Below are 23925 nucleotides of genomic sequence, written 5' to 3'. Positions count from 1 at the left end.
GCAAATAGCGTGGATTTAGAAGGCTAGTTAATAGCGTAGGGAGTGGGAAATACCCTGCTCCCTAATTTTGTTAAATGTGGTTTTTGGCACTCATTCAGCGGTTAGTGGAATGTTCATGTTCAATAAAGTTTTGATTGCCAATCGCGGTGAAATTGCTTGTCGCGTAATTCGGACACTTGATCGCTTAGGGATTGCTTCAGTTGCGGTTTATTCACAAGCAGATGCGCACGCACCGCACGTTTCTATGGCAACTGAAGCGGCGTGTATTGGGGCTGCACCGGTTGCAGAAAGCTATCTTCGGTACGATCGCATTCTCGAAGTCGCAGAACAAACTGGCGCGCAGGCAATTCACCCAGGCTATGGCTTTTTGAGTGAGAACATCGAATTTGCCCAAGCGTGCATCGCCGCCGGAATTGTCTTTATTGGTCCGACGCCCGAACAGATTCGCTGCTTTGGATTAAAGCATACGGCGCGCGAGTTAGCCGAACAAAATCAAGTACCGTTAGTGCCAGGAACTGGGTTATTAGAGAGTCTAACAGACGCACAACACGCCGCCGCCGCGATCGCCTATCCGGTAATGCTCAAAAGTACCGCAGGTGGTGGGGGAATTGGAATGCAAGTGTGTGCTAATGATACCGAATTAGCAGATGCTTTTGAGAAAGTGCAGCGCTTGAGCCAAGCAAACTTTAAGCAAAGCGGTGTCTTTTTAGAAAAATACATTCAAACCGCACGCCATATCGAAGTGCAAATCTTTGGTGATGGTTGTGGTCGAGTGATTGCCCTTGGAGAACGCGACTGTTCGACGCAGCGTCGCAATCAGAAAGTCATTGAAGAAACTCCAGCCCCAGGAATCAGTGACGCGCTACGGCAGCAATTGTATGACTGTGCGGTGCGCTTGGGACAAGCTGTGAATTATCAATCGGCGGGAACTGTTGAATTTGTCTTCGATGTTGCAACGCAACAATTTTACTTTCTGGAAGTAAACACGCGCCTACAGGTAGAACACGGTGTCACCGAAATGGTGAGCGGAATTGACTTAGTAGAGTGGATGGTGCGACTTGCCGCAGGTGATGCGACGTTTTTAGAAAATTATACTTATCAACCTCAAGGTCATTCGATTCAAGTCCGAATTTATGCCGAAGATCCGCACAAGAATTTTCAGCCGAGTTCGGGGTTACTGAGCGCGGTTCGCTTTCCCCAAAACCTCCGCTGTGACGCTTGGATTGAAACCGGAACCGAAGTCACGCCGTTTTACGACCCGCTGCTTGCAAAACTTATTATTCATGAAGAAGACCGCGCAGGTGCGATCGCTCAACTGCAAACGGTGCTGAATGAATCAGAAATCGCGGGAATAGAAACGAATCTCGACTATTTACGCCAGGTCATTGCGAGTCCGGCGTTTATGGAGGGAAGTGTTAGCACGCGCTATCTCAACACATTTTCATATCAGCCGCGCACGATTGATGTTCTAGATGGTGGCACTTACACAACGATTCAAGATTACCCAGGACGCATTGGCTATTGGAACATTGGCGTACCGCCATCAGGACCACTGGATCATCTAGCATTTCGGTTAGGAAACCGAATTTTGGGCAATGCTGAATCAGCACCTGGGTTGGAATGTACCGTTATGGGTCCAACGTTGCGCTTCCATTGCGATACTGTTATTTGCTTAACGGGTGCAACGATGAAAGCCACGCTGGATGGCGAACCCGTACCATTTTGGACCGCGATTTCTGTGAGTGCAGGCAGTACACTGAAATTGAAAACAATTCAGGGACATGGCTATCGCACTTATGTTGCGGTTCAACACGGATTTGATGTACCCGAATACTTGGGCAGCAAAGCAACGTTTACTCTAGGTCAATTCGGCGGACACGCGGGACGCACACTGCGTGCGGGAGATGTTTTGCGATTAGAACAAGGGAAACCTAACGCGATCGCATCGTTACCCAGTGAATTAATTCCTGAATATACAAATGCGTGGGAAATTGGCGTTCTTTATGGTCCGCACGGCGCGCCCGATTTCTTCACCGCAGAAGACATTGAAATGTTTTTTGCCACTCGGTGGACAATTCATCACAACTCGGCGCGCACAGGAATTCGTCTGATTGGTCCTAAACCGCGTTGGGCGCGGACTGACGGTGGTGAGGCGGGGTTGCATCCATCGAATATTCACGACAACGCTTATGCGATCGGCACGATTGATTTTACAGGTGATATGCCGATTATCTTGGCACACGATGGTCCGAGTCTGGGTGGATTTGTTTGTCCAGCAACGATCGTCCAATCGGAACTTTGGAAAATTGGACAACTCAAACCAGGAGACACGGTGCGCTTTTATCGTCTAACTGCGGCTGAGGCGCGACAGCGCGAATTAGAGCAAGATCGTCAAATTGCCACATTGGCGATCGCCGCAACGCCAACCCAATTAACTGATGTCACCAATTCGCTTTCACCGATTTTAGACGAGATTCCTCCGTCACCAACGCAAATCGCTGTCACCTATCGCCAAGCGGGTGATAAATATTTACTCATCGAATATGGTCCACTCGTCCTCGATCTCAATCTGCGCTTTCGAGTACACGCGCTGATGGAGTGGCTCACAGCAAATTACTTAGAGGGAATAATCGATCTCACTCCAGGAATTCGCTCGCTACAAGTGCATTACGATAGCCGAGTTCTCCCCGTTCAAGAACTGCTCGATGTGCTTGCTATTGCAGAGTCGCAACTCCCACCAGTTGATGATATGGAAGTTTCAACGCGGGTGGTACATCTGCCACTTTCGTGGGATGACGAATCGACGCAACTTGCGATTCAGAAATATATGCAGTCAGTACGTGCGGATGCGCCTTGGTGTCCGAGTAATATTGAATTCATTCGCCGAATTAATGGGTTAGAAAGCATTGAGCAAGTACGCGAAATTGTCTTCAACGCCAGCTACTTAGTGATGGGTTTGGGAGATGTCTACTTGGGCGCACCGGTTGCCACACCGCTTGATCCGCGTCATCGTCTAGTAACAACTAAATATAATCCTGCACGCACTTGGACGCCGGAAAATGCAGTCGGGATTGGCGGTGCGTATATGTGTATTTATGGTATGGAAGGTCCAGGCGGCTATCAGTTTGTGGGGCGCACTGTTCCTGTGTGGAATCGCTACAAACAAACTGAGGATTTTTCGCAACCTTGGCTGCTGCGCTTTTTCGACCAAATTCGCTTTTTCCCCGTGTCGCCAGCAGAATTGCTGCGCTACCGCGAAGATGTGATTCAGGGTAAGGTGAAGCTGAAGATTGAGGAAGAAACTTTTAGTCTCAGGCAGTATTGCGAGTTTTTGCAGGCGAATGCGTCGAGTATTGCTGCTTTTAAAGCTAAACAACAGGCGGCATTTGCTGCGGAACGCGATCGCTGGGTTGCGGCGGGAGAATTCACCCGTCAAGAAAGTCTCCAACAATCCGACGAGTCACCTACCCCAGAAATCGTGCTTCCTGACGATTTGGAAGCGATCGTTGCACACGTTTCGGCAAATGTCTGGCAAGTACTTGTTAAAGTTGGCGATCGCGTTGCGTCTGGCGATCGCCTCGTTATCTTAGAAGCAATGAAAATGGAAATTGCGGTGCTTGCAGATAGTAGCGGTACAATTACCGACGTATTCTGTCAACCAGGACAAACAGTCACAGTTGGACAAATTTTGGCAGCAATCCAACTTGATTGAGATTCCCTTACTTCTATAGTTAGTCAGGAGTTAGTCAGGTCAGCAGATAAGGTGACCCAAAACTCTATGAAAATCCGATGGTTACAAGACTTGCGTTTGCTGCAACAGCTGCAATGTTCCTTCCAAGTCTCTCAAGTCACTCAGATTTATTTCCGGAGTTTGACTTTCAATCTGGCTAAGGGGTCTCAAATCGCCTTCTGGTGTGACTCCGGAGGCGAGAGGATACTCTCTTGTTTCGGTCGCAAAGTAATTCTGGGCATCAGTACTCAACAAGTATTCTACAAACCGCTGAGCAATGTTAGGATGTCTTGCTGAGTTGAGAATGGCAACACCGGCAACGTTAACTAATGAACCAACGTCGTTTGTAAAATGGTGTTCTACTGGAACTTGCGGATTTTCTCGCTTGATTCGTTCCAAGTAGTAGTGGTTGACAAAGCCTACGCCTACTTCTCCACGAGTCAAACCTTCTAAAATAGAAGTGTTATTTGGGAAAACTCTAGGGTTGTTAGCACGAATACCTTCTAGCCATTTTCTAGCTTGGTCTTCTCCCTGAGAAACACGTAAAGCTGTAACGAAAGCTTGAAATGAGCCATTAGTGGGTGCCCACCCAATTCTATCTCTCCAAGTCGGCTCGGTGAAACCAAAGATTGATTGTGGTAGTTCTGCCGCTTGTACCAAATTGGTGTTGTAATCAACTGTCCGGACTCTACCTGTGATGCCAATCCATTGACCTTCGGGCGAACGATAACGGCTATCTACTTGACTTAACAGGTTTTCTGGTAGTTGTGTGGTTCTTCCTTCTTGTTGTAGCGCACCTAGTGCCCCTGCGTCTTGTCCAAAGAAAATATCGGCTGGACTATTGTTACCTTCTTCGAGAATCGTTGCCGCAAGTTCTGCTGTGTCTCCGTAACGAACTTGGACATTAGCGTTGGTTTCTTGTCTAAATCGGTCAATCATTGGACCAATTAATTGTTCGTTACGCCCTGAGTAGATCACTAACTCGTTTTCTAATGCTGCTGGAGAAGCAGGTGTCGCTGGTGATGCAGCAGGCGATGTTGTTGTGGTAGTTGTCTGGTTATCAGCGCAGGCGATTGCAATGCTTCCACTCGCACTTGCTAATCCTACTAAATAGACAAACTTACGACGTCTCATTATTGCCCCTCGCTTTTAATCTTGCAACTTCTTCTTAATTATTCAATAAATTTGTCCAAAACTATTGCCAAAAATAATGACAAAAAGATGACAAAACTACTAGTGTTTAACGATAAGTTTTCTAAATTTAAATACAAGTGAGTGCAAACACTGTGTATCAATTTGCTAATCAACTATTGACAATGAGTACACTTAATACTTTCTTTAGTTAATTAGGAGTATTTTGCATTAATGGTCAAGTCAGTAGCAAGCTACTATAGCTGTAGCTGTAGTAGTGACTCACTACGGAGAACGTAGTAAAGAACGCGATGCTCAAACTATTCAAGAGATATTTGGGTATCTCTCAAGCTGCGTAAAAGATATAAAAAAGTCATCTTTGACTTATTAAAGGTCAATCTCTAATTACACTGGCAAATCATCACGGGGGTTGTAAGTTTCAATTTGATGTAGTTTTTCGTAGAGTTCCCGTTCTTCGGAACTCAAATTCTTGGGAACGACAATTTGAATTTCGACTAATTGATCGCCGCGTTTACCTTGTTCGTCAGGGTAGCCTTTATTTGCCAAACGCAATCTCTGACCTGATTTGACGCCTGGGGGGATGTTCATTTTCACCCAACCATCTAAAGTCGGGACTTCTACAGGAATTCCCAACGCCGCTTCACTCGGAGTAATGGGTACTTGAATCGCCACATCGTAACCTTCGAGCTTAAAAAATGGGTGGGGAGACACAGTAATTTTCAGATACAAGTCACCACCACCAAGACCTTGCTCGCGCAGGCGGATTGTTTGACCTGTTATCATTCCCGAAGGCATATCAATTTCCAGCGATCGCCCATCTTCCAAACGAATACGCTCAATTCCACCTTGATACGCTTTTTCTAGAGGTAAAGTGAGCTTTGCTTCCACATCGCGACGACTCGAACGCGAAGAAATCGTGTAAGCAGTTCGCGTTGTTCCAGGGCGAAAAGGATCGCGCGGCGGGCTACTTGACGATGGTGGCGGAGTATTTTTGCCGTTTCTTTCTTTACGACGTCCTAAAACTTGGTCAATGAAGGTATTAAAGTCAGAAAACTGATCGTAATCAACATCGCCTGTACCGCCACGGCGATTATCACTCCACGATTTGGCGCGCGCTGTTTGCTTTCCCCAAAATCCTTTTTTCCAGTGACTACTGTATTCATCATATTGCGCCCGCTTTGCTTGGTCAGAAAGAATTTCGTAAGCTTCGTTGATATCTTTAAATTTTTCCTCGGCTTCTTTATTTCCTGGATTTAAGTCAGGATGGTATTGTCGCGCTAACCGTCGGAAAACCTTCTTTATCTCCTCATTAGTTGCGTCTTTAGGGACTCCTAAAATTTCGTAATAGTTCCGAAAGTTTTGCACGTTTTGCATAGTTTAGCGATTAGCTATCAGCCCTCAGCCATTAGCTTTCAAAGTTGTCTGTTCAAACTAGTTTAATCGCCGCAACCGATTGCAGTCGAGTCAACGCTAACTGCTCTATTGTTACAGCCAGTTATCATCGTTATCATCCCAGTTATCTTGGTACGATGGACGCGGTCTACTTGACCTGTCATTATAAGTTGGTCTTGGTCTGTCGTTATAGTAAGGGGAACGCGTCTCGCGGATAGGTGGTTCCCAATCATCTTCACCGGTGAAGATGCGACGAATCGACCCGAACAAATCATCATCCTCGTCCTCGCTAAAGTATTGTCGAACTTCGCGATTAAGTTCGTAAACCGCGTCTTGGAGATCGGCGTAAGCTTGGTCAATTCCTCGGTCATTTTCTTCCGCAAGATATCCGCGTAATTCGCGACTGATTGCTTCGATGCGTTGTCTGCGACTACGCGCGAACTGCATACCAAAGTCTAAACCAATTTCTTTCAACTGGCGTTCTGCTTGTAAAATTAAAGCTTCAGCGCGCGTGCGCTTTTCAACTTTCTCTTTGCGTTTGCGGTCAGATTGCGCGTATTGTTCTGCTTCTTGAAGCATTCGCTGCACTTCCGCTTCACTTAGTGTCGAAGCACCTTGAATTGTGATACTTTGTTCGCGACCTGTAGTGCGATCCATTGCGGTTACTAACAAAATGCCATTTGCATCGATATCAAATGCGACTTGAATTTGCGGTACACCTCGCGGTGCGGGAGGAATTCCTGTCAGCTTGAACCTACCTAAGGATTTATTATCACCTGCCATTTCGCGTTCGCCCTGCACGACGTGGATTTCCACCAACGTTTGATTATTACTAGCAGTGGAAAATATATCCGATCGCCGCACAGGAATTGTCGTGTTACGGGGAATGAGTTTTTTCATCACGCCGTTACTCGTTTCTAACCCTAACGACAGCGGCGTCACATCTAGTAGCAGAATGTCTTTAACTTCGCCACCGAGAATTCCGGCTTGAATCGCTGCACCTACCGCCACAACTTCGTCAGGATTAACATTTTGGTTTGGTTCTTGACCGATCATCGCGCGGACGAGTTGCTGTACCATTGGCATTCGCGTGCCACCGCCGACAAGAACAACTTCTTCAATATCTGATGGGCGGAGATTCGCATCCGCTAGCGCACGTTTTACAGGTGTCCGCAGTCGCGCCACCAAGTCAGTGCAAAGACCTTCAAACTGCGATCGCGTTAAGCGCGTTTCGAGGTGTTTAGGACCATCTGCTGTCGCCGTGATAAAGGGTAAATTAATGTCGGTGACTGTTACGCCCGAAAGTTCAATTTTGGCTTTTTCTGCGGCTTCGGTGAGGCGTTGCAGCGCTTGGCGATCGCGTCTTAAATCGACTTCCTCGGTTTCAAGAAACTGATCCGCCAGCCAATCAACGATTTTTTTATCGAAATCGTTACCACCAAGCTGAGTATCGCCACTTGTGGCTTTGACCTCGAATACTCCATCACCAACTTCTAAAATAGATACGTCAAAAGTGCCACCACCTAAATCAAACACCAAAATCGTTTGGTGTTCTCGCTTATCTAAGCCGTATGCTAAAGATGCCGCCGTTGGTTCATTGAGTATCCGCAACACTTCTAATCCTGCAATTCGTCCAGCATCACGTGTCGCTTGTCGTTGCGAATCGTTAAAGTATGCAGGGACCGTCAACACGGCTCCTGTTATCGGTTCGCCTAGGTAGCGGCTGGCGTCTTCTACGAGTTTGCGTAGCACCATCGCGCTGATTTCTTCTGGCGCAAATTCTTTGTCTAAACGCGGACACTTAATTTTGACGTTTCCGGCTTCGTCTCGCCGAATCGTATAGGGGACTCGTTTGGATTCTGAACTGAGTTCGCTGTATTTGCGACCAATAAATCGCTTAACGGCGTAGAAGGTATTTTGGGGGTTGAGAACGGTTTGTCGCCGCGCCATCTCGCCAACAACTCGTTCGCCGTCTTTGCTGAAGCTTACCACCGAGGGCGTAGTCCGCATTCCTTCGGCATTGGCAATTACCACCGGCTTGCCACCCTCCATGACAGCTACCACTGAGTTGGTTGTACCAAGGTCTATGCCGACTACTTTACCCATGCGTGAATGTTCTCCTCGCGCGTTTTAATAAATTATTGTTGAGAACCTTTGCTGAATCAATTGTATCTTGCTAGCGAGGGATACCGAAGCGCGATCGCGCTTTGCTTAAGCAAAAGGTGTAAAACACTTTCATGAAGATTGACGACGACCGCCTCTTCCAGGAACTGCTATCAACTTTCTTTTTCGAGTTTTTAGCTTTATTTTTACCAGAAGTTGTGACTTCTGTAGAACCAGAATCGCTCACCTTCTTAGACAAAGAAGTTTTTACGGATGTTACCGTAGGAAAGCAATATGAAGCTAATTTGATTGCCAAAGTGCGATTTCGCGCGCAAAAATCATGTTTTTTCATCCATATCGAAAATCAAGCCACAGCACAAAGCAATTTCGATAGACGAATGTTTCGCTATTTTGCTCGGTTATACGAAAAATTTGCTCTCCCAGTTTATCTTATTGCCTTGTTTTCTTATGATGCACCTCGACGTTTAGAGTCAAACTGCCATCAAGTTGCTTTTCCTGACTTTGAGGTTTGAGGTTTTATGTTTCAACTTTCGAGTCATTCAGCTGAATCGCTTCAACTGGCGAGATTTTCTCGATCAGCAAAATCCTGTAGCTAGCGCGCTCATGGCAAAAATGAATATTGTTCCAGAAGAACGTCCTAGAATGAAAGCCGAATGTTTACGATCGTTGACCACCTTAAGGCTGAATCCAGCAAAAACAAAATTGATTTCTGGCTTTGTTGACACTCACCTACTTTTGAACGCAGCAGAAGAACAAAGATTGCTCATTGAGCTTGGTAGCATTGAACCAATTGAGCAGCAAAGAGTTATGGAAATTGCCACTAGTTGGATGGAACGAGGAATTGAACAAGGGCGACAAGAAGGAGAAGTAGCATTGATTACGCGTCAACTCAAGCGTCGCTTGGGAACGGTTACACCAGAAGTCGAAGCCAGAATTCGTCATTTATCAATTGAGCAGTTAGAAAATTTAGGCGAAGCGTTGTTAGATTTTTTTTCAGATGCGGCTGATTTGGTGACTTGGTTGGAAAGTGAAGCTGCTTGTTCGAAGTGCGATCGCTTTGAGCGCACGATTAAAACTTTTGTGATGTAAAGCGCTGTTCTCATTTTTCTCATGTAGATTCAGCCAAAAAAGTTGCTTTAACAAACATAGCAATGCTAGTCATAGCGTTGATTTCATCGTGTTTCTGATACTAGATGTTTAGTGTAGCGATCTCCTACGTCTTCGCTGAGCAGCTACAAATGTAAAGGAATGCAAAGTATAATGAGACCGAGTAAACGTCAAAATACTGAAGGTCAGACACACAACAGATGCGAGTAGCGATCGCTGGGGCAGATTTAGCAGGGCTTTCCTGCACGAAATATCTCACAGACGCTGGTCACACGCCTATTGTCTGGAAAAGCCAAGATGTATCGGCGAGTTTGATCGCAGTTTGGCAAGACAACAAGGGCGACTGGTATGAAAAACTGCGGGTTTTCTTTGGGACATACCCCAAGATGAAGTTGCAGTTACTTACAAAACACGCAACGATCTTCAATCAGCCTGATAATTTAGGCATGCACAGCACGGTCAATTCCGATTTACCCGCACTCGTACATAAAATCGTGGTAATTCTCCGTCATAACGATATGCTGAGTTGGGGTGAAAAAATTGAGTTAGCAAAAAGCGCAATTTCAATGCACTTTGGCAACGACAATACTTTAAAGTTATTGAAATACTATGTCGTGAAAACTCCACGGTCATTTGATACAGCGACATTAGCGCGTCAAGATGACCGTTTTAGCCCGCAAATGCGCAATAATTTTTATCGCAATCGAAGTGACACCATGCAACCATATCTAGGTAGCATGGAAGGTGCCGTACTTTCTGGTAAGCTGACAGCGCAGGCAATTAATGCAGCCCATCAGTCGGCAAATTCTTATAGCCTGCAAATGCAAAACATCCAGCCTGCAACGAATGCTGCAACTGCCTGATTCTCTGTGCATGAAAAAGCTCGCATCTGTGGAGGATGCATACCAACTTTGTCGTCAGATTATGGCAAAGTATGCTAAGACTTTTTACCTTGCCACACTGCTGATGAGCGAGGAGAAACGTCGCGCAATCTGGGCAATCTATGCCTGGTGTCGCCGTACTGATGAATTGGTCGATGGTCCGGCTGCTGCTATGACAACCCCAGAAACATTAGAATTGTGGGAACAGCAGTTAGAATCCGTGTTTGCGGGTCATCCTGTTGATGACATGGATGTTGCCTTAGTAGACACGATCCAGCAATTTCCCGATCTGGATATTCAACCGTTTCGCGACATGATTGCCGGACAACGGATGGATCTGTATCGCAGTCGCTATGAGACGTTTGAACAATTAAATCTTTACTGTTACCGAGTTGCGGGAACTGTAGGTTTAATGTCAACCGCGATTATGGGTATTGAAACTGCGAAGACTACTGCTGCATGGCAACAAAATCAAACACCACACGATCCAACTCCAGAAGCGATCGCGCTCGGAATTGCCAAACAACTCACGAATATTCTGCGTGATGTCGGTGAAGATGCGCGGCGGGGACGTATTTATTTACCCCTAGAAGATCTCAAACGCTTTGATTATTCTGAAGAAGAACTCTTTCAAGGCGTCGTAAACGATCGCTGGCGCGAACTGATGCGCTTCCAAATCGAACGGACGCGACAGATTTATGCTCAAGCGGAAACTGGAGTTAGTTATCTATCGTCTGATGCGCGTCTGCCTGTGTGGGCAGCTTTAATGCATTACAGTCAAATTCTGAGTGTGATTGAGCGTAACGATTACGACGTGTTCCGCCAACGTGCTTATGTCACGCAGATGCGAAAATTACGCACATTGCCGATCGCGTGGTTGCGATCGCAGGTGCTGTAACTAGAGGCATTGAGCCGCAACGGGTCAAAAAAGTTTAGCTTAAAATTGACTTTTACCTTTTGCTTATTGCCTCTAGGTATGATAGTATATTGTTTCGTCACCATGGAGAGGTGGCTGAGTGGTCGAAAGCGGCGGATTGCTAATCCGTTGTACAGTACGTAAGGCTGTACCGAGGGTTCGAATCCCTCCCTCTCCGTTGTTTAAATCATCAAAGTCATCAAAATCTGAATTTTGAGTGAAGAATTAACAATTTCTCACGCTGATTATTTCACTGGTTGCCGTACAATCAAGCTCATTCCCTAATCGTATAGAAATCGATACGACTGCATAAGCACAGGAGCGAGCATATGAAAAGACTTGATGCTGTGAGGACTCCAGATCTCCCTCAACGGCAAGTAAAGCGTAGTACCTTAGTTACGCTAACGACGTTGGGTAGTGCGCTTTTGTTAGCGGCTTGTGAAAATACTCCTCCTGCCAGCAATACAGGAGCAAATAGCGCTTCTCCCGCTGCGACAACCACAAGTGCAACGAATAGTAACGACGGACTTAAAATTGGTTCATTATTACCATCAACTGGCGATTTAGCTGCGATTGGACAACAGATGGTAGATTCTGTCCCTTTAGTCGTGGAAACGGTTAATGCTTGTGGTGGAGTAAACGGCAAGCCTGTTACACTGATTGCGCAAGACGATCAAACTGATCCGCGCGCTGGTGCGGCGGCGATGACCAAGTTAGCTGAAGTTGATCGCGTTGCAGGTGTCGTTGGTTCGTTTGCGAGTAGCGTTTCGAGTGCGGCTGTCCCGATCGCCGTGCGCAACAAAGTGATGCTGATTTCTCCTGGTAGTACCAGTCCGGTATTTACCGAACGCGCTAGCAAAGGTGAGTTTCAAGGCTACTGGGCGCGTACTGCACCTCCAGATACTTACCAAGCACTCGCCTTAGCTCAATTGGCAAACCAAAGAGGTTTCAAGCGAGTTTCGACAGTGGTGATCAACAATGACTACGGCGTTGGTTTTGAACGCGCATTTGTGCAAGCGTTTAAGCAACTCGGTGGAACTGTGGTGAATGAAGCGAACCCAACGCGTTATGACCCCAAGGCAACAACTTTTGAAACAGAGGCTGCTGCCGCTTTCAATGGCGATCCTGATGCTGTCGTCGCAGTCCTTTACGAAGAAACGGGTAGTTTACTCCTCAAATCAGCGTACCAGCAAGGCGTGAGCCAGGGAGTACAAGTTATGCTGACCGACGGCGTGAAGTCAGCAGGCTTTCCCACCAAAGTTGGTAAATCAAGCGATGGTAAATACATTGTATCGGGTGCGATCGGCACGGTTCCAGGGGCTGATGGCAAGGCTTTACAGGCGCTGACACAATTGTGGCAATCAAAAAAAGGTGGACCGCCTGGCGAGTATGTTCCTCAAGCGTGGGATGCTACCGCCCTCCTCGTACTAGCAGCACAAGCAGCACAAGCTAACACAGGTGAAGGAATTGCGAGCAAAATTCGTGAAGTTTCAAATGCGCCAGGAACCGAAGTGAGTGACGTTTGTGAGGGGTTGAGATTACTCCGCGAGGGACAGGATATCAATTACCAAGGCGCGAGTGGTAATGTCGATATCGATCAAAACGGTGATGTTGTCGGTGTTTATGACGTTTGGACGGTTAATGATGATGGAAAATTAGCAGTCATAGACAAAGTTAACCCGAAGTAAGTTTAGAGAGGAGCGAGGGAATAGTCATTAGTTTTGAGTTTTGATGCGTGGGTTTTGAATTATAAAGAATTTTCTTAACTCAACATTTGTCACTCATAACTCCTCGTCTCCCCATCTCTTCAGTACCCCTGCTGCTCTGCTCTCTTTATAAGCCAAATCCACCGAAGTTATAACCGACTCCGATGAGTATTCCGATATCGGTGCTATCGACAAATGCAACATTAAGCGCGGCTGTTGCTGTGAATTGAGATGTCAGAGGAACATCTACACCACCTGTTAACACGGCTCCAAAGGTGCTATCTTCACCAGTAGAAATCGCTACACCTCCGCCAACGTAAGGCGCGATGGGCAACGGATCGGTAAAAGCGCCTACAGGTTGGAAAGAGAAATCGTAGGTAACAGGAATCAGAATGACCGCGTTGTCTCCTAATACAGCTGAAGGACGTGTTGATAGGGTATTAGTCAAGCCAATTTTGCTGATGATGGCAAAATTACCACCGCCTAGGGCAGTGCTGCCATTGTCGCTTAAACCAATGTTACCCGCAACACCTACATAGCTAGAGCCGCCGATTGTTGGTTGACCAGGATCGACGAGAACTTGAGCAATGCGATCGCTTGATGTTTCGACTGCTGGGGGGACAACTGGTGCTTGTGTCAGCGGTGCAGAGGCTGTTGTGGTTGTTCCTGGAGTTGGTACCTCTGATGTTAAAGAAGCTGGTTGTTTATTTTGAAGCCTCTCTACTAATAAATCATTTGTCGGTTGTGCAGATAGTTGAACATCAGGTGCTGGAACGATATCCACTGTTTGTGCTTGAACAGCTACAGTTAAACTTGCCATTAACGGTGCTAACACAACTGCTTTGACTAGGGAAGGAATACGTTGAGTAAAAATCGCGTTCATAGTCACTCCTCAACCACTTCTAGGAAAATTGACGATAATTTCAGACATTTTTGATTGACTTTCGCCAATATTCAATATCTAGCACGCGAATTTATAATTTTGTGCTGCTAGTTTGACAGATTTACAAGACTGTGAATGGTGGGAAAATATCAACGAATTGTTTGCTAAGATTATATATTTGAGCAATTACATACCTAATTTTTGTAGAAAGTATAGACACCAGGAATTTAAGCTGTGTTGGCGTGTAGCATGGCACTCATGAATTACTCGTAAGTTGAAGTAAAAGCTTTTTTATCCAGGTGGGCTCTACTCAAAAGAGCTAAAAATTTAACAAAAAGATGAAGACAATTTTGTGTTTTGGTGATTCAAATACTTGGGGATGGAACCCTACTACACAGCAACGCTTTCCCCGTGATGTTAGGTGGACTGGTGTTTTACAGCAGCAGCTTGGTAACGAATATTACATTATTGAAGAAGGATTATGCGGACGAACGACGCTGCGCAAAGATTTGTTTGAACGTTATACCAATGGCAAAGAGTATTTAATTCCTTGCTTGAGTTCGCACAAGCCAATTAATTTAGTCGCGATTATGCTAGGAACTAATGATTTAAAAAAGCGTTTTGGTCTTTCTGCTTTCGATATTGCTAAAGGTGCTGGTATTTTAGTGAATATTGTACAACGAAGTAAAACAGGACCTAACAATAGCACACCAAAAGTTTTGTTGATGGCACCACCACCAATCGGAAAAATAGCAAATGATAATGGACCGTTTAAAGGCGCAGAACCTAAATCAAAACAGTTTGGCAAACTGTATATGCAATTTGCCCAGCGCTGTGGATGTGCTTTTCTCGATACAGCAGAAGTTATTAATTCTAGCGATCTAGATGGAATTCACCTTGAAGCAGGCGAGCATTTAAAACTGGGTATAAAGGTTGCTTCTATTATTGATGAAATCTTTGCTTTTAAGATGTATTCTAACGAAATTGCTTAAAAATTATTGAGTATTACAACGACTGACCGTCCTCGTGCGTAGTTCTTGAGTCAGAACTCTTAATCTTTTTTGTGTAGTATTTTGAGCAATAAGATAGTGTTTCATTATGATGTGAATTTGTTTGATAAGGTTGTTTGATAGTATGATGACGTAAATGCTGGACGAGAATTATACATATGTAGTAACTCGCGATCGCACACACTAACCCCACAACAAAACAACCCACAAATAGCACAAATATAATTTCGATTCCTACTTCTAAAAACTGCTGCCAACTTGCAACACTTTCAGATGTAAAAACTAAATCTTGATTTCCTACTAGCCGACGACCAACTTGAAAATTAAACAGGAAAATAGGTATGTAAGTCAGCGGATTGCTTATCCAAGTTCCTGCTGCTGCCATCAGCTTGTTACCTTTGAACAGAGTTGCTAAGGCTATACTGATTAGTGTTTGAAACCCAAACAGTGGAAAAAGTCCAGCAAAGATTCCTGCGGCTAAACCCCGTGCAATGTATTGCGGAGTACCTCGGAGATTGAGTATGCGCCAAAACCAATGATGAATTTGTTGTTGCCAATGCCTCTTAAACTTTTTAATTTTTGGAGCAATTTTATATCTTTTCACTACTGCTGCCAGAAATAAAGCTATACAGAATTTTTATATTATTAATTAAAGTACAAACAATATATTTATTTAATGATTTCACGTACAATTACATATCCTCTAAGTAGGATTTAAAGTCCGCTCAACTGGCAAATTATGAGTCTGTGCATACTAGTTATCCTATCAGCAATTGGTTAATTTTAGGTTAAATGTAACAAATTCAACATTGATTTTATGGAAGACGAAAAAATTTTACCATTTGAAGTTATCCTACCGTTATCTGTCAGAACTTACGATATAGATTTTGCAGGCATTGTGAGTAATATTGTATTCATTCGCTGGTTAGAAGATTTACGCTGTGAGATTTTGGTCAATCATTTACCGATGGAAGAACAACTTAAAGACGGAGTTGTGCCATTGCTCATCCAAACACAAATTGATTACAAAAGATCGATTACTTTAGTCGATAAACCCATAGGCAGAATGTGGATTAGTAAACTAAAAACGATGAAATGGTTTGTCAATGCTGAAATATCTGTCGATGGTGTTATTGCAGCAACTGCGGAACAAACAGGTTGTTTTATTGACTTGACAACAAGGCGTCCGGTTCCTGTACCCACAGAACTACAGCAGAAATATTTGGAGTATGATTAAAGATTGTAGAAGAAAGTCAATTCTACTGCGATTTTTTTCTAATGAACTGCTGACACAGGAGGAATTCGGGCATAGCAGTAGGGTCAGGGATCAGAGGTCAGTTGACAGTGAAGAGAGTGTGGGAAGACTTTGTCAACTGTCAACTTAGCGTGTTCGATAGACATCCTGCATGAATCACAGACGCCCTCCGACTAAAGTTGGGGCTACTCAAGCAAAGTGTACCTTCGTATACTAAAACAAAATTTTTACGGGTAATACCAGGTCGATGACTTTCTTTTATTTAGCTAGCGAATTTATACGTTATACGCGATTCTCTTCACGCAGGAGATCTAGTGATTAGGGTTATATTTTTTTTATTTTTTCTAAAGTTACTTTGTTCTTACCGATTAATCAGATACTTAAATAAGTCATCAACTACTAAATTGGCAGCGATTGGACCACTTCCAATCCAGTAACTTGGTACTTGGTAAATTTTGTTTTGCTGTACCACTTCCAATTTTTGCCAAAGTGGATCGGACTTTAATTGTGCCAGTTTTTGTTGAGCTTGCTGATCGGCTTCGACGGTATTTTCACCTGTCCAAACGAACATAACATCACCATCGGCTTGAGATAGCAATTCGGGGCTAATTGATGTTTGAATTGGATTGCCAAATCGCCTTTGAGCGTCATCGGCGGCGATCGCCTGTGCTGGGGGACGAGGTAATCCTGCATCTTGTAAAATAGTGCCGCAGAAGGAATCTTTAAGGTAAAGATTGATTTGGTTTGGATAGATGCGAACAACAGAGACTTCTGTGGTGTTAAGACGTTCTCCCATCTGTTGTTTGAATTGCTCTAGGCGCGTGTAGTAATTGTTGATCACCTGTTGAGCAACCTCGCCTTTTTGCAACATTTGGGCAAAATCTAGAAAGATCTCATTCCATTTTCCACTGTGTTCAACTTCATAAAGGATAGTGGGTGCAATTTGCGAAGATTGCGTATAAATTGTTTGATAGTAGTCTATACCTACGATGAGATCTGGTTGGAGTGCTAGTATCTTTTCAAGATTAGGTTCGCCTGTGCTACCGATATCTGCAACTCCGGTTAAGTCTTGCTGCAAGTCTGCTGCAAATGCACTAGAGACAGCACCAATCGAACGAATACCTAAAGACAACAAATATTCGAGCGTTACACTATCTAGCGCCACAACGCGCTGAGGCTGACGCGGTACACAAGTTTCTCCAGCAATGTGTTGTACTGTGTAACAATCAGCATTAACTGCAACACGATCATTGCTTGTGCAAGCCACAATCGAGACCGTCAAGATCGTTAATAAGCCAAAGCGAATGCGACGATAGATACGATGAAGCATTTTGCTATTACCTTAAAACGTGATAGATAAGGAACCGATCACCGTAAAGGGCGCACCAGGTGCATTTGCTTCGCGGAATCCTTCACTATTGCGAATATAGTTGACATCGAATAAATTTTGAAAGTTTAATGCAGCCCGCCAGTTATCGCGACGGTAATATAATGCAGCATCAGTGCGAACATAGCTAGGAAGTTCATAGGTGTTATCAAAATCACCCGTGCGTTCTCCAACAAAGAATAGTCCTAACCCAAAGCCTAGCCCCTGTAAATTGCCATTTTGAAATTCATACGTAGTCCAAACGCTGGCGCTGTTTCTAGGAACATTATTAGGACGATTTCCCGCAGGATAATAGTTATCCTCTGTGATTTCAGCATCGGTATACGCATAGGATGCGATCGCATTCCACCCTGGTAAAATTTCACCGGCTACATCAAGTTCAATTCCACGACTTCTGATTTTCCCCACTGCAATCGCAAAATCTGGGTTTAATGGGTCGGGACCTTCCACATTCCGCTTAATCAGATTATAAGCTGCAAGGTTCGTCACTAATCGACCATCCGCAAACTCGCCGCGCACACCAATCTCAAATTGTTCGCTAAGTTCTGGATCGAGAAAAGAACCATCAGCGGTTCGACCAAAAATGTTAGGTGTAAAAGCTTGACTATAGCTACCATAAAGCGAAACTTCGCGACTAGGCTGATACACCACACCAAGGCGAGGAGTGAAACGTTGTACAGTATCTTCGGCTTCGGTATTTGATAAGCTATCTAACGATTGCAAATCGTAAACGTCAAATCGTCCACCTGCTAAAATTTTCAGACTTTCACTCAGCGTAATTTGATCTTGTAAATACAAGCCCACATTATTTTCTCGACTGGTGTCACTACGCACTACCAATGTGAGATCGTCTAGATTAGGACGCGAAATCAAATCGCCTTCTTGAGTAAAGATATTAAGAAAGAAACTCGGATCGCCTGGTAAACGGCGCTGACCACCTTGGGCGGTACTGCGGTTGAAATCAATTCCGGCTAAAAGCGTATGTTGAACACTACCTGTAGCAAATTCGCCCACAACGTTCGTTTGGAGTGAGTAGAATTCGTAATAATCATCGTTAGATCGCCAGCGTCGATCGAGAGTGCCATCGTCTTCAATAATCCAGCTATCAAGACGGAAATCGAAAGTATCGACTGAGAGATAGCGAAACTCGTTTCTGAGTTGCCAATTGTCGTTAAAGTTGTGAGTTAAGCGATAGCTGGCGCTCAATTCTTCGGTTTCAATAATCGCACTCGGATCTTGAAATAAGCGATCGCGCGGTACATCTGCAACTCTGTTACCAATCGCTGGAAGACCGCGATCAAACGGGCGCTGTGCATCTTCGTAGCTAAAATTGAATGTTAATGCGGTGCGATCATTCAAATCCCATGTCAGTGATGGCGCTAGCACAAAGCGATTCACATCTTGACCATAATCGCGAAAGCCATCTTCGGCTTCATACAGTGCGGTGAAGCGATATAACAACCGTTGGTTAGCATCTAACGATCCTGTAAAGTCAATACTCGGACGTACTAATCCAAAACTACCAACAACAGTGCCAATCGTATAAGCTGGATCAGCCTGTGGTTGCCTGGTGACGACATTGACAACCCCGCCTGGTTCCAAATTACCATACAACACCGATGCAGGTCCTTTGAGGACTTCAACACGCTCAATCAGTTCAATATCAGAAGTACCTCTGGAACTAAACGAACCGCGACGAAACCCATCTTCAAGCAATACATCGGACTGAAAACCGCGAATATTAATGCGGTTGAGACTGTCGCCAAAGCTATCACCGACGCTGACACCGCTAACGTTGCGTAAGGCTTCACTCAGACGATTGATTTGCTGGTCTTCTAAAACCCGTTGTGGTAGAACTTGAATCGATTGCGGGATATCGCGCAGTTCTGTATTTGTACGTGTTGCCGTTGTCGCATTGGGTACAGAATAGCCTTGTGCTTCTAACTTACCGGTCACGACAATTTGAATTTCTTCATCTGTGGGGGGTGTGACTGCGAAGACTAATCCTTCAGTTGCAATTTGTAGTTCGACTGTCGGCGGTGCATTGATTCCGGTAATAGTGACACGCACCTAATTGTTAGGTAAGTTCGTCACGCGCACTAAGGCAATACCTTCTGCGGGATTGACGGCTTGAAATTCTTCAGGTAATGCCAACACGGCGTTGGGAATATCCGCAATTAACGTATTATCGATCGTATAAGTCGTTGGAGATAATACTCCTGCTGTTTCCAAAACTACCGCAATGCCCTGTACCGTGTCTATTCTCACTCCAGTAATTTGAGGGACTGTTTGCGCAATTTGCTTTTGCTGTTCAACAGCGGTTGCTGCACCTGTAATGGTTTGTGCCCAAGCCGGAAAAGAAATTAGTAACGATCCTGTTAAGAATGCCAATTGCCAATAATGCCGCATCACTCTACACACCAGTTAAAGACTGAGAACTAGGCTCAATACCCTAGTACTTTTTCTGTTGCTAAACTTTTTCAAAAGAAGTTTAAGGGAAATTATGATGCTATTGGCGATCGCTTTGACTACTAGCGGGAATTTTTTGAACGCTAGGCGGAATTTTTTTGTGTAAGATAATCTCTCGGATTTACTCCAAATTTCTTTCTAAAGGCAGATGCAAAGTAACTGCGGTTAGCAAAACCAACACTGCGAGCAACTTCAGAAACATTCAGGCGACGTTGTTCGAGTAGCTGACGCGCTTGTTCGAGGCGGTAGTCATGGAGGTAGCCAAACACAGTTTTACCAAAACAGTAGCGAAAGCCGCGCTTGAGTGTACAGTCGTTTAAACCAACTTGTCGCGCTAAATCAACCAATGACAGTGGATTGTCTAGCTGTTGTAGTAAAAGTTCTTTGGCGTAATGAATCCGGTCGATATCATCGGGTTTAAGTGAATTGTAAGGTAGATGGCGTGGATGTTCCAAATCGTGAATCAGCAACGCCATCAGTTCCCAAACTTTGCTTTCGAAATATATTCGTTTGGTTAATCCTCGATACGGACATTGCAGAATTTGCTGAATAGCCGTTTGCATTGCAATTGTTGTTGTGCGTCCCGAATAAAGTTGATATTCTTGGTTTCCTCTTAATAGCTGCTGTGCTGATAATGTAGTTTCTGATTCGCTATGCCAAAATGCAGTGAACAACTCTGGCTTGATGTGAACATTGATCGCAAAGATCGGTTGAGTAGCGCAAGATTTGGGTTTCTCTTTCGGCGCGATGCCGCTACTCCACAGGCTATAATTTCCCGCATTTATGAATTGATCGTCGTATTGTTCTGTTCCCGAAAGTAAGAAGATATATTCAATCGGATGCGATCGCTCAGGCATTTCTAAAATCATGTCATCATAGAGTTGATACTGGGCGATCACCAATTCTAATCCTTCGCGTAGATCAATCTCACGACAATAGCCCTGCCCTAGCTGCGTTGGAAACTTATAAGTGATATCGTTGATGTGCGCCTGCTTCGTTGCTGTTTCTTCAAACAATTCCCAGTAAGCTTCTTTTGAAAGAGTGGTTGTCATGGCATGGAGGCGCTATCAACTATTGCAAATAATTCCTAAAATTATCGCACAATTCAACAGGCTAGGCGGGTAGTACCGTAGGTGGGTAGGAAGGAAAAATCGCAATTAAGTTTCTCAATCTCTACCACTCGCCAACACTTCCACTTACCCCTCACTCCTCACTCCTTTCTTCCGACTTAACCATCCTGTTAACATTGCCAGCGCAAAGATTCCTAACATCGCACCCACAAGTAAAATTCTACCGCCTTCAAAAACACCCGCACCAAGCGCAACGATTGGCGGCGTAGAAATGGCAATGCCGAGAATCAGCGCTAGTATAAAACTACGCCATTTCATCTGCGTGAGTCCAACAGCATAAGCAACAAAGTCAAACAACCCTGTCATCAAAAATCCCGTAACCAGAAAAATATTGCGTTCTAAATACTTTTGGCTAAGAGAATCAACTCTACTCATAAACCTTTGCCCGACAAACTTTTGCACAAGATTGCGCCCATAGCGTTTGGCAATGTAAAAATTCAGGTTACACGCAATCAAATCAGCGATCGCAATCACCACAATTCCCTGAGCAAAACCAAACAGCACGCCTGATAAAATCGAGTAAGCGGTGCTTGGTAGTGCTGGAATCACAACGCTGATCATCCGCAAGGATATAACAGCTAACGGTGCCCAAACACCAAGCTGATCGACATTTGCTCTTATTTGTTCAATCCCAACACGATTGACAAACCAGATTCCTACAGCAATGAGTAAGACAATTAAACTCAATTGAAAGATTTTAATAAAATTGCGCTTCATCATTATTAGTGCTTTTCAACTTCCTGAAAATACTTCTACTACCTTGCATAAACTGAAAGATAGCTATGAATGAAGATAACAACTCTGCTTTTCGATAAGTTTTTGACAAAACTTCTCAATATACTTAAACTTAATGCAGTGTAGCATCACTCACCTGAAAATTATGGTGTTAGCGTTTACAGCAGATAGCTTTGATCAACGGTGGCAAGAAAGCGCGCGCAGTGGTGATGTTGTGCAGTATGGGGATTGTATTGAGGATGTTGAATCGTGTCCATCTTGGTTAGGAAAAGGACAGCGGCGATCGCTTTGGTTGAGTGACTCTCTGCGAATTGAAATCAGAGATGAAAGTTATCACTCTAAATGGTCATTGCAGCGAAACCATGATGATGAATTTCCAATAACGGCTAAGTTTTATTTAGCAGGTTGTTCGCAGGTGCAGACGCGCGGAATTGCTGATGAATATGTCGAGCAAACAGGTCAAAATTATCTTTATTGTTTACCTGATACCGCAGAAATTGAAACGTATTTTGCGACTGAGCGCTTGCACTTTGTGATGATTTGGTTGCAGCCTAAGCGTTTGAGAGGGCTTGGTGTAGAACATATCGCTTCGTTGACACCCGAATTACAGCAATTTATAGAGGGCAACACGCGACCTTTTTTTCACCATCCGCTGGGAAAAACAACTCCTGAAATGCAGCGGGTGTTGCAGCGATTGTTGCATTGTCCTTATCAGGGTTTCACCAAACAGCTTTATTTAGAAGGTCAAGCTTTAGAGCTACTTTCGCTACAATTTGCCCAGTGGCTTGAACAGGATCAAATAAATAATTCAACGCTTTTGCTTCGCTCTGATGACGTTGAGCGAGTACATAATGCCAAGGAAATTTTGGCACAAAACCTAATGTGTCCTCCATCAATTATGGAACTAGCACAACAGATAGGGTTAAATGACTACAAGCTCAAGCAAGGTTTTCGTCAAGTTGTAGGAACAACACCGTTTGGTTATCTTCGAGAACAGCGGTTGGAGTTGGCACGGCAATTGTTGAGCGATACTGAAATGTCAGTTGAAGAGGTTGCGATCGCCGTGGGTTATCGAAGTCATAGTAGCTTTACCGCCGCATTTAGCCGCCAGTTTGGCATGAGTCCCAAGGTGTGGCAACGGCAAATTAGCCGCAGGATTGTTTGAGGGAGGCAGGAGGTGAAAACCTTACGCTTAGTGATGTTGACCTTTTAAAAAGGTCCGCATTGTATGCGTAGTGCTATAACACTATGCTTGAGTATATGGCGATCACTTTATTTTCATCCACTCAAATCGTAGCTTCCATCATACTGCTATACCACCAGGTTCGTAAAGACTCTACCGCTTCAATTTCATCTTCTTTCGCCTGCTTCAGAAACGCATACAATTGTTCTTTCGGCACTTGTGGAAACGTCGGGCTGACTTCAAACTCCACATAAACCCCTTCTTGAAGCTGGTAAATCCGCCATATCTTGCCATTAAACCGCCAAAACTCTGGTACTCCAATACTGGAATAGAATTGATTTTTGGCAATATCCGTGTGGGTAATATCTACCTCTACCACTAAATCCGGTGGCGGATCTTGGCTAAAATCCACATTCCGACCTTTCACCAGCGGTTGATTTTGGATGTAGTAAGCACTATCAGGTTCTGCGCCTTTCTTGAGTCGAGGGTAGTTCATGGTGGTTGAACCCATTGTCTTAATTCGCATTCTCATCAGTTCAACCAGCGTCCGCAGGAAACACTCTATTAAACGAACCGAAAACTCATGATCTTCTAGCGGTATCGTAATTTCCAACACTTCATTGTCATAAGTCAACCGAGAACCACGAGACTGAGGCAGCGCATTTAAGATTTGTAGATACGCCTCCCAGGACAACCCCCGCAATACTACCCGTTGTTCGCCAACAGGTTGCAATTCAGCTTTTGGTTCTGGTGCAGCAATGACCATCACTGACACTCCTGGGCTATTTACTATCACTTTTGTATTGATTTTTTAATCTCTGCGGGTCAAATTCCCCGCCGCTGTGCGGCGTAAAATATAGAGATG

18 protein-coding genes, 1 tRNA gene and 1 pseudogene are annotated in these 23925 nt (G+C 44.5%); 9 read left to right on the top strand and 11 right to left on the bottom strand.

Features of this window, described 5'->3' with window-relative positions; all coding sequences use genetic code 11:
- Positions 1-115: 115 nt before the first annotated feature.
- Positions 116-3712, top strand: a complete 3597-nt coding sequence (uca, locus tag NIES1031_RS15780) for an urea carboxylase (protein WP_073550482.1) — start codon at positions 116-118, stop codon at positions 3710-3712.
- An 81-nt stretch (positions 3713-3793) separates the two neighbouring features.
- Here uca and NIES1031_RS15775 read toward each other — a convergent pair whose 3' ends face one another.
- The 3 genes from NIES1031_RS15775 to dnaK all read right to left on the bottom strand — a co-directional run bounded on the left by NIES1031_RS15775 (position 3794) and on the right by dnaK (position 8380).
- Complete coding sequence (locus NIES1031_RS15775) at positions 3794-4864, bottom strand: iron ABC transporter substrate-binding protein (protein WP_073550481.1); 1071 nt, start codon at positions 4862-4864, stop codon at positions 3794-3796.
- Between the two features lie 402 nt (positions 4865-5266).
- A complete protein-coding gene (locus NIES1031_RS15770) occupies positions 5267-6256 on the bottom strand; it encodes a DnaJ C-terminal domain-containing protein (protein ID WP_073550480.1) in 990 nt (329 codons plus the stop codon).
- A 111-nt stretch (positions 6257-6367) separates the two neighbouring features.
- Positions 6368-8380 carry a molecular chaperone DnaK gene (gene dnaK / locus NIES1031_RS15765; RefSeq protein WP_073550479.1) on the bottom strand — a complete coding sequence of 671 codons (2013 nt, stop codon included), beginning with the start codon at positions 8378-8380 and terminating at the stop codon, positions 6368-6370.
- Between the two features lie 131 nt (positions 8381-8511).
- Between dnaK and NIES1031_RS15760 the strand changes: the two are divergent.
- From NIES1031_RS15760 to NIES1031_RS15740, 5 genes and pseudogenes are all read left to right on the top strand, one after another.
- Positions 8512-9487 (top strand): annotated as a pseudogene (locus tag NIES1031_RS15760) (Rpn family recombination-promoting nuclease/putative transposase).
- A gap of 218 nt (positions 9488-9705) precedes the next feature.
- A complete protein-coding gene (locus NIES1031_RS15755; protein ID WP_073550478.1) occupies positions 9706-10368 on the top strand; it encodes a hypothetical protein in 663 nt (220 codons plus the stop codon).
- Positions 10352-11284, top strand: coding sequence for a 15-cis-phytoene synthase CrtB (gene crtB, locus NIES1031_RS15750; protein ID WP_073550477.1), 933 nt, complete (start codon positions 10352-10354; stop codon positions 11282-11284). Before NIES1031_RS15755 ends, crtB begins: the two co-directional genes overlap by 17 nt.
- Before the next feature lie 104 nt (positions 11285-11388).
- A tRNA-Ser gene (locus tag NIES1031_RS15745) sits at positions 11389-11480 on the top strand.
- Positions 11481-11631: 151 nt separating this feature from the next.
- Entirely contained in the window at positions 11632-12990 is a 1359-nt protein-coding gene (locus tag NIES1031_RS15740; RefSeq protein ID WP_073550476.1) for an ABC transporter substrate-binding protein, read from the top strand.
- A gap of 145 nt (positions 12991-13135) precedes the next feature.
- Here NIES1031_RS15740 and NIES1031_RS15735 read toward each other — a convergent pair whose 3' ends face one another.
- Positions 13136-13891, bottom strand: a complete 756-nt coding sequence (locus NIES1031_RS15735; RefSeq protein ID WP_073550475.1) for a hypothetical protein — start codon at positions 13889-13891, stop codon at positions 13136-13138.
- A gap of 338 nt (positions 13892-14229) precedes the next feature.
- Between NIES1031_RS15735 and NIES1031_RS15730 the strand changes: the two genes are divergently transcribed.
- Positions 14230-14883: an SGNH/GDSL hydrolase family protein gene (locus NIES1031_RS15730; RefSeq protein WP_073550474.1), complete on the top strand. Its 654-nt coding sequence runs from the start codon at positions 14230-14232 to the stop codon at positions 14881-14883.
- A 13-nt stretch (positions 14884-14896) separates the two neighbouring features.
- Here the strand turns inward: NIES1031_RS15730 and NIES1031_RS15725 are convergent, their stop codons facing one another.
- Complete coding sequence (locus NIES1031_RS15725) at positions 14897-15505, bottom strand: DUF2062 domain-containing protein (RefSeq protein ID WP_073550473.1); 609 nt, start codon at positions 15503-15505, stop codon at positions 14897-14899.
- Between the two features lie 213 nt (positions 15506-15718).
- Between NIES1031_RS15725 and NIES1031_RS15720 the strand changes: the two genes are divergently transcribed.
- Positions 15719-16138, top strand: a complete 420-nt coding sequence (locus NIES1031_RS15720) for an acyl-CoA thioesterase (RefSeq protein ID WP_073550472.1) — start codon at positions 15719-15721, stop codon at positions 16136-16138.
- A 379-nt stretch (positions 16139-16517) separates the two neighbouring features.
- On the opposite strand, the gene NIES1031_RS15715 is transcribed toward NIES1031_RS15720, so the two are convergent.
- The 5 genes from NIES1031_RS15715 to NIES1031_RS15700 form a co-directional block, all read right to left on the bottom strand.
- The gene (locus NIES1031_RS15715; protein WP_073550471.1) at positions 16518-17486 is read right to left on the bottom strand and encodes an iron-siderophore ABC transporter substrate-binding protein; all 969 of its coding nucleotides are present in this window, start codon (positions 17484-17486) and stop codon (positions 16518-16520) included.
- 12 nt (positions 17487-17498) lie between these two features.
- Positions 17499-19613, bottom strand: a complete 2115-nt coding sequence (locus NIES1031_RS15710; RefSeq protein WP_236738862.1) for a TonB-dependent siderophore receptor — start codon at positions 19611-19613, stop codon at positions 17499-17501.
- Positions 19614-19952, bottom strand: coding sequence for an AMIN domain-containing protein (locus NIES1031_RS25735; protein WP_236738861.1), 339 nt, complete (start codon positions 19950-19952; stop codon positions 19614-19616).
- A 143-nt stretch (positions 19953-20095) separates the two neighbouring features.
- Positions 20096-21064: an AraC family transcriptional regulator gene (locus NIES1031_RS15705; protein ID WP_073550470.1), complete on the bottom strand. Its 969-nt coding sequence runs from the start codon at positions 21062-21064 to the stop codon at positions 20096-20098.
- A 144-nt stretch (positions 21065-21208) separates the two neighbouring features.
- On the bottom strand, positions 21209-21862 hold the full coding sequence (locus NIES1031_RS15700; protein WP_084544374.1) for a TVP38/TMEM64 family protein: 654 nt from the start codon (positions 21860-21862) through the stop codon (positions 21209-21211).
- A 160-nt stretch (positions 21863-22022) separates the two neighbouring features.
- On the opposite strand from NIES1031_RS15700, the gene NIES1031_RS15695 reads away from it, so the two are divergent.
- The gene (locus tag NIES1031_RS15695) at positions 22023-23042 is read left to right on the top strand and encodes a helix-turn-helix transcriptional regulator (RefSeq protein WP_073550468.1); all 1020 of its coding nucleotides are present in this window, start codon (positions 22023-22025) and stop codon (positions 23040-23042) included.
- A 121-nt stretch (positions 23043-23163) separates the two neighbouring features.
- Here the strand turns inward: NIES1031_RS15695 and NIES1031_RS15690 are convergent, their stop codons facing one another.
- Positions 23164-23826 (bottom strand): Uma2 family endonuclease, encoded by a 663-nt coding sequence (locus NIES1031_RS15690; RefSeq protein WP_073550467.1) that lies wholly within the window; start codon positions 23824-23826, stop codon positions 23164-23166.
- Positions 23827-23925: the final 99 nt, after the last annotated feature.

Source organism: Chroogloeocystis siderophila 5.2 s.c.1, assembly GCF_001904655.1.
Taxonomy (GTDB): Bacteria; Cyanobacteriota; Cyanobacteriia; order Cyanobacteriales; family Chroococcidiopsidaceae; genus Chroogloeocystis; species Chroogloeocystis siderophila.
Note: the sequence above shows the minus strand (reverse complement) of the source record. Positions and strands in the feature narration are given on the sequence as shown.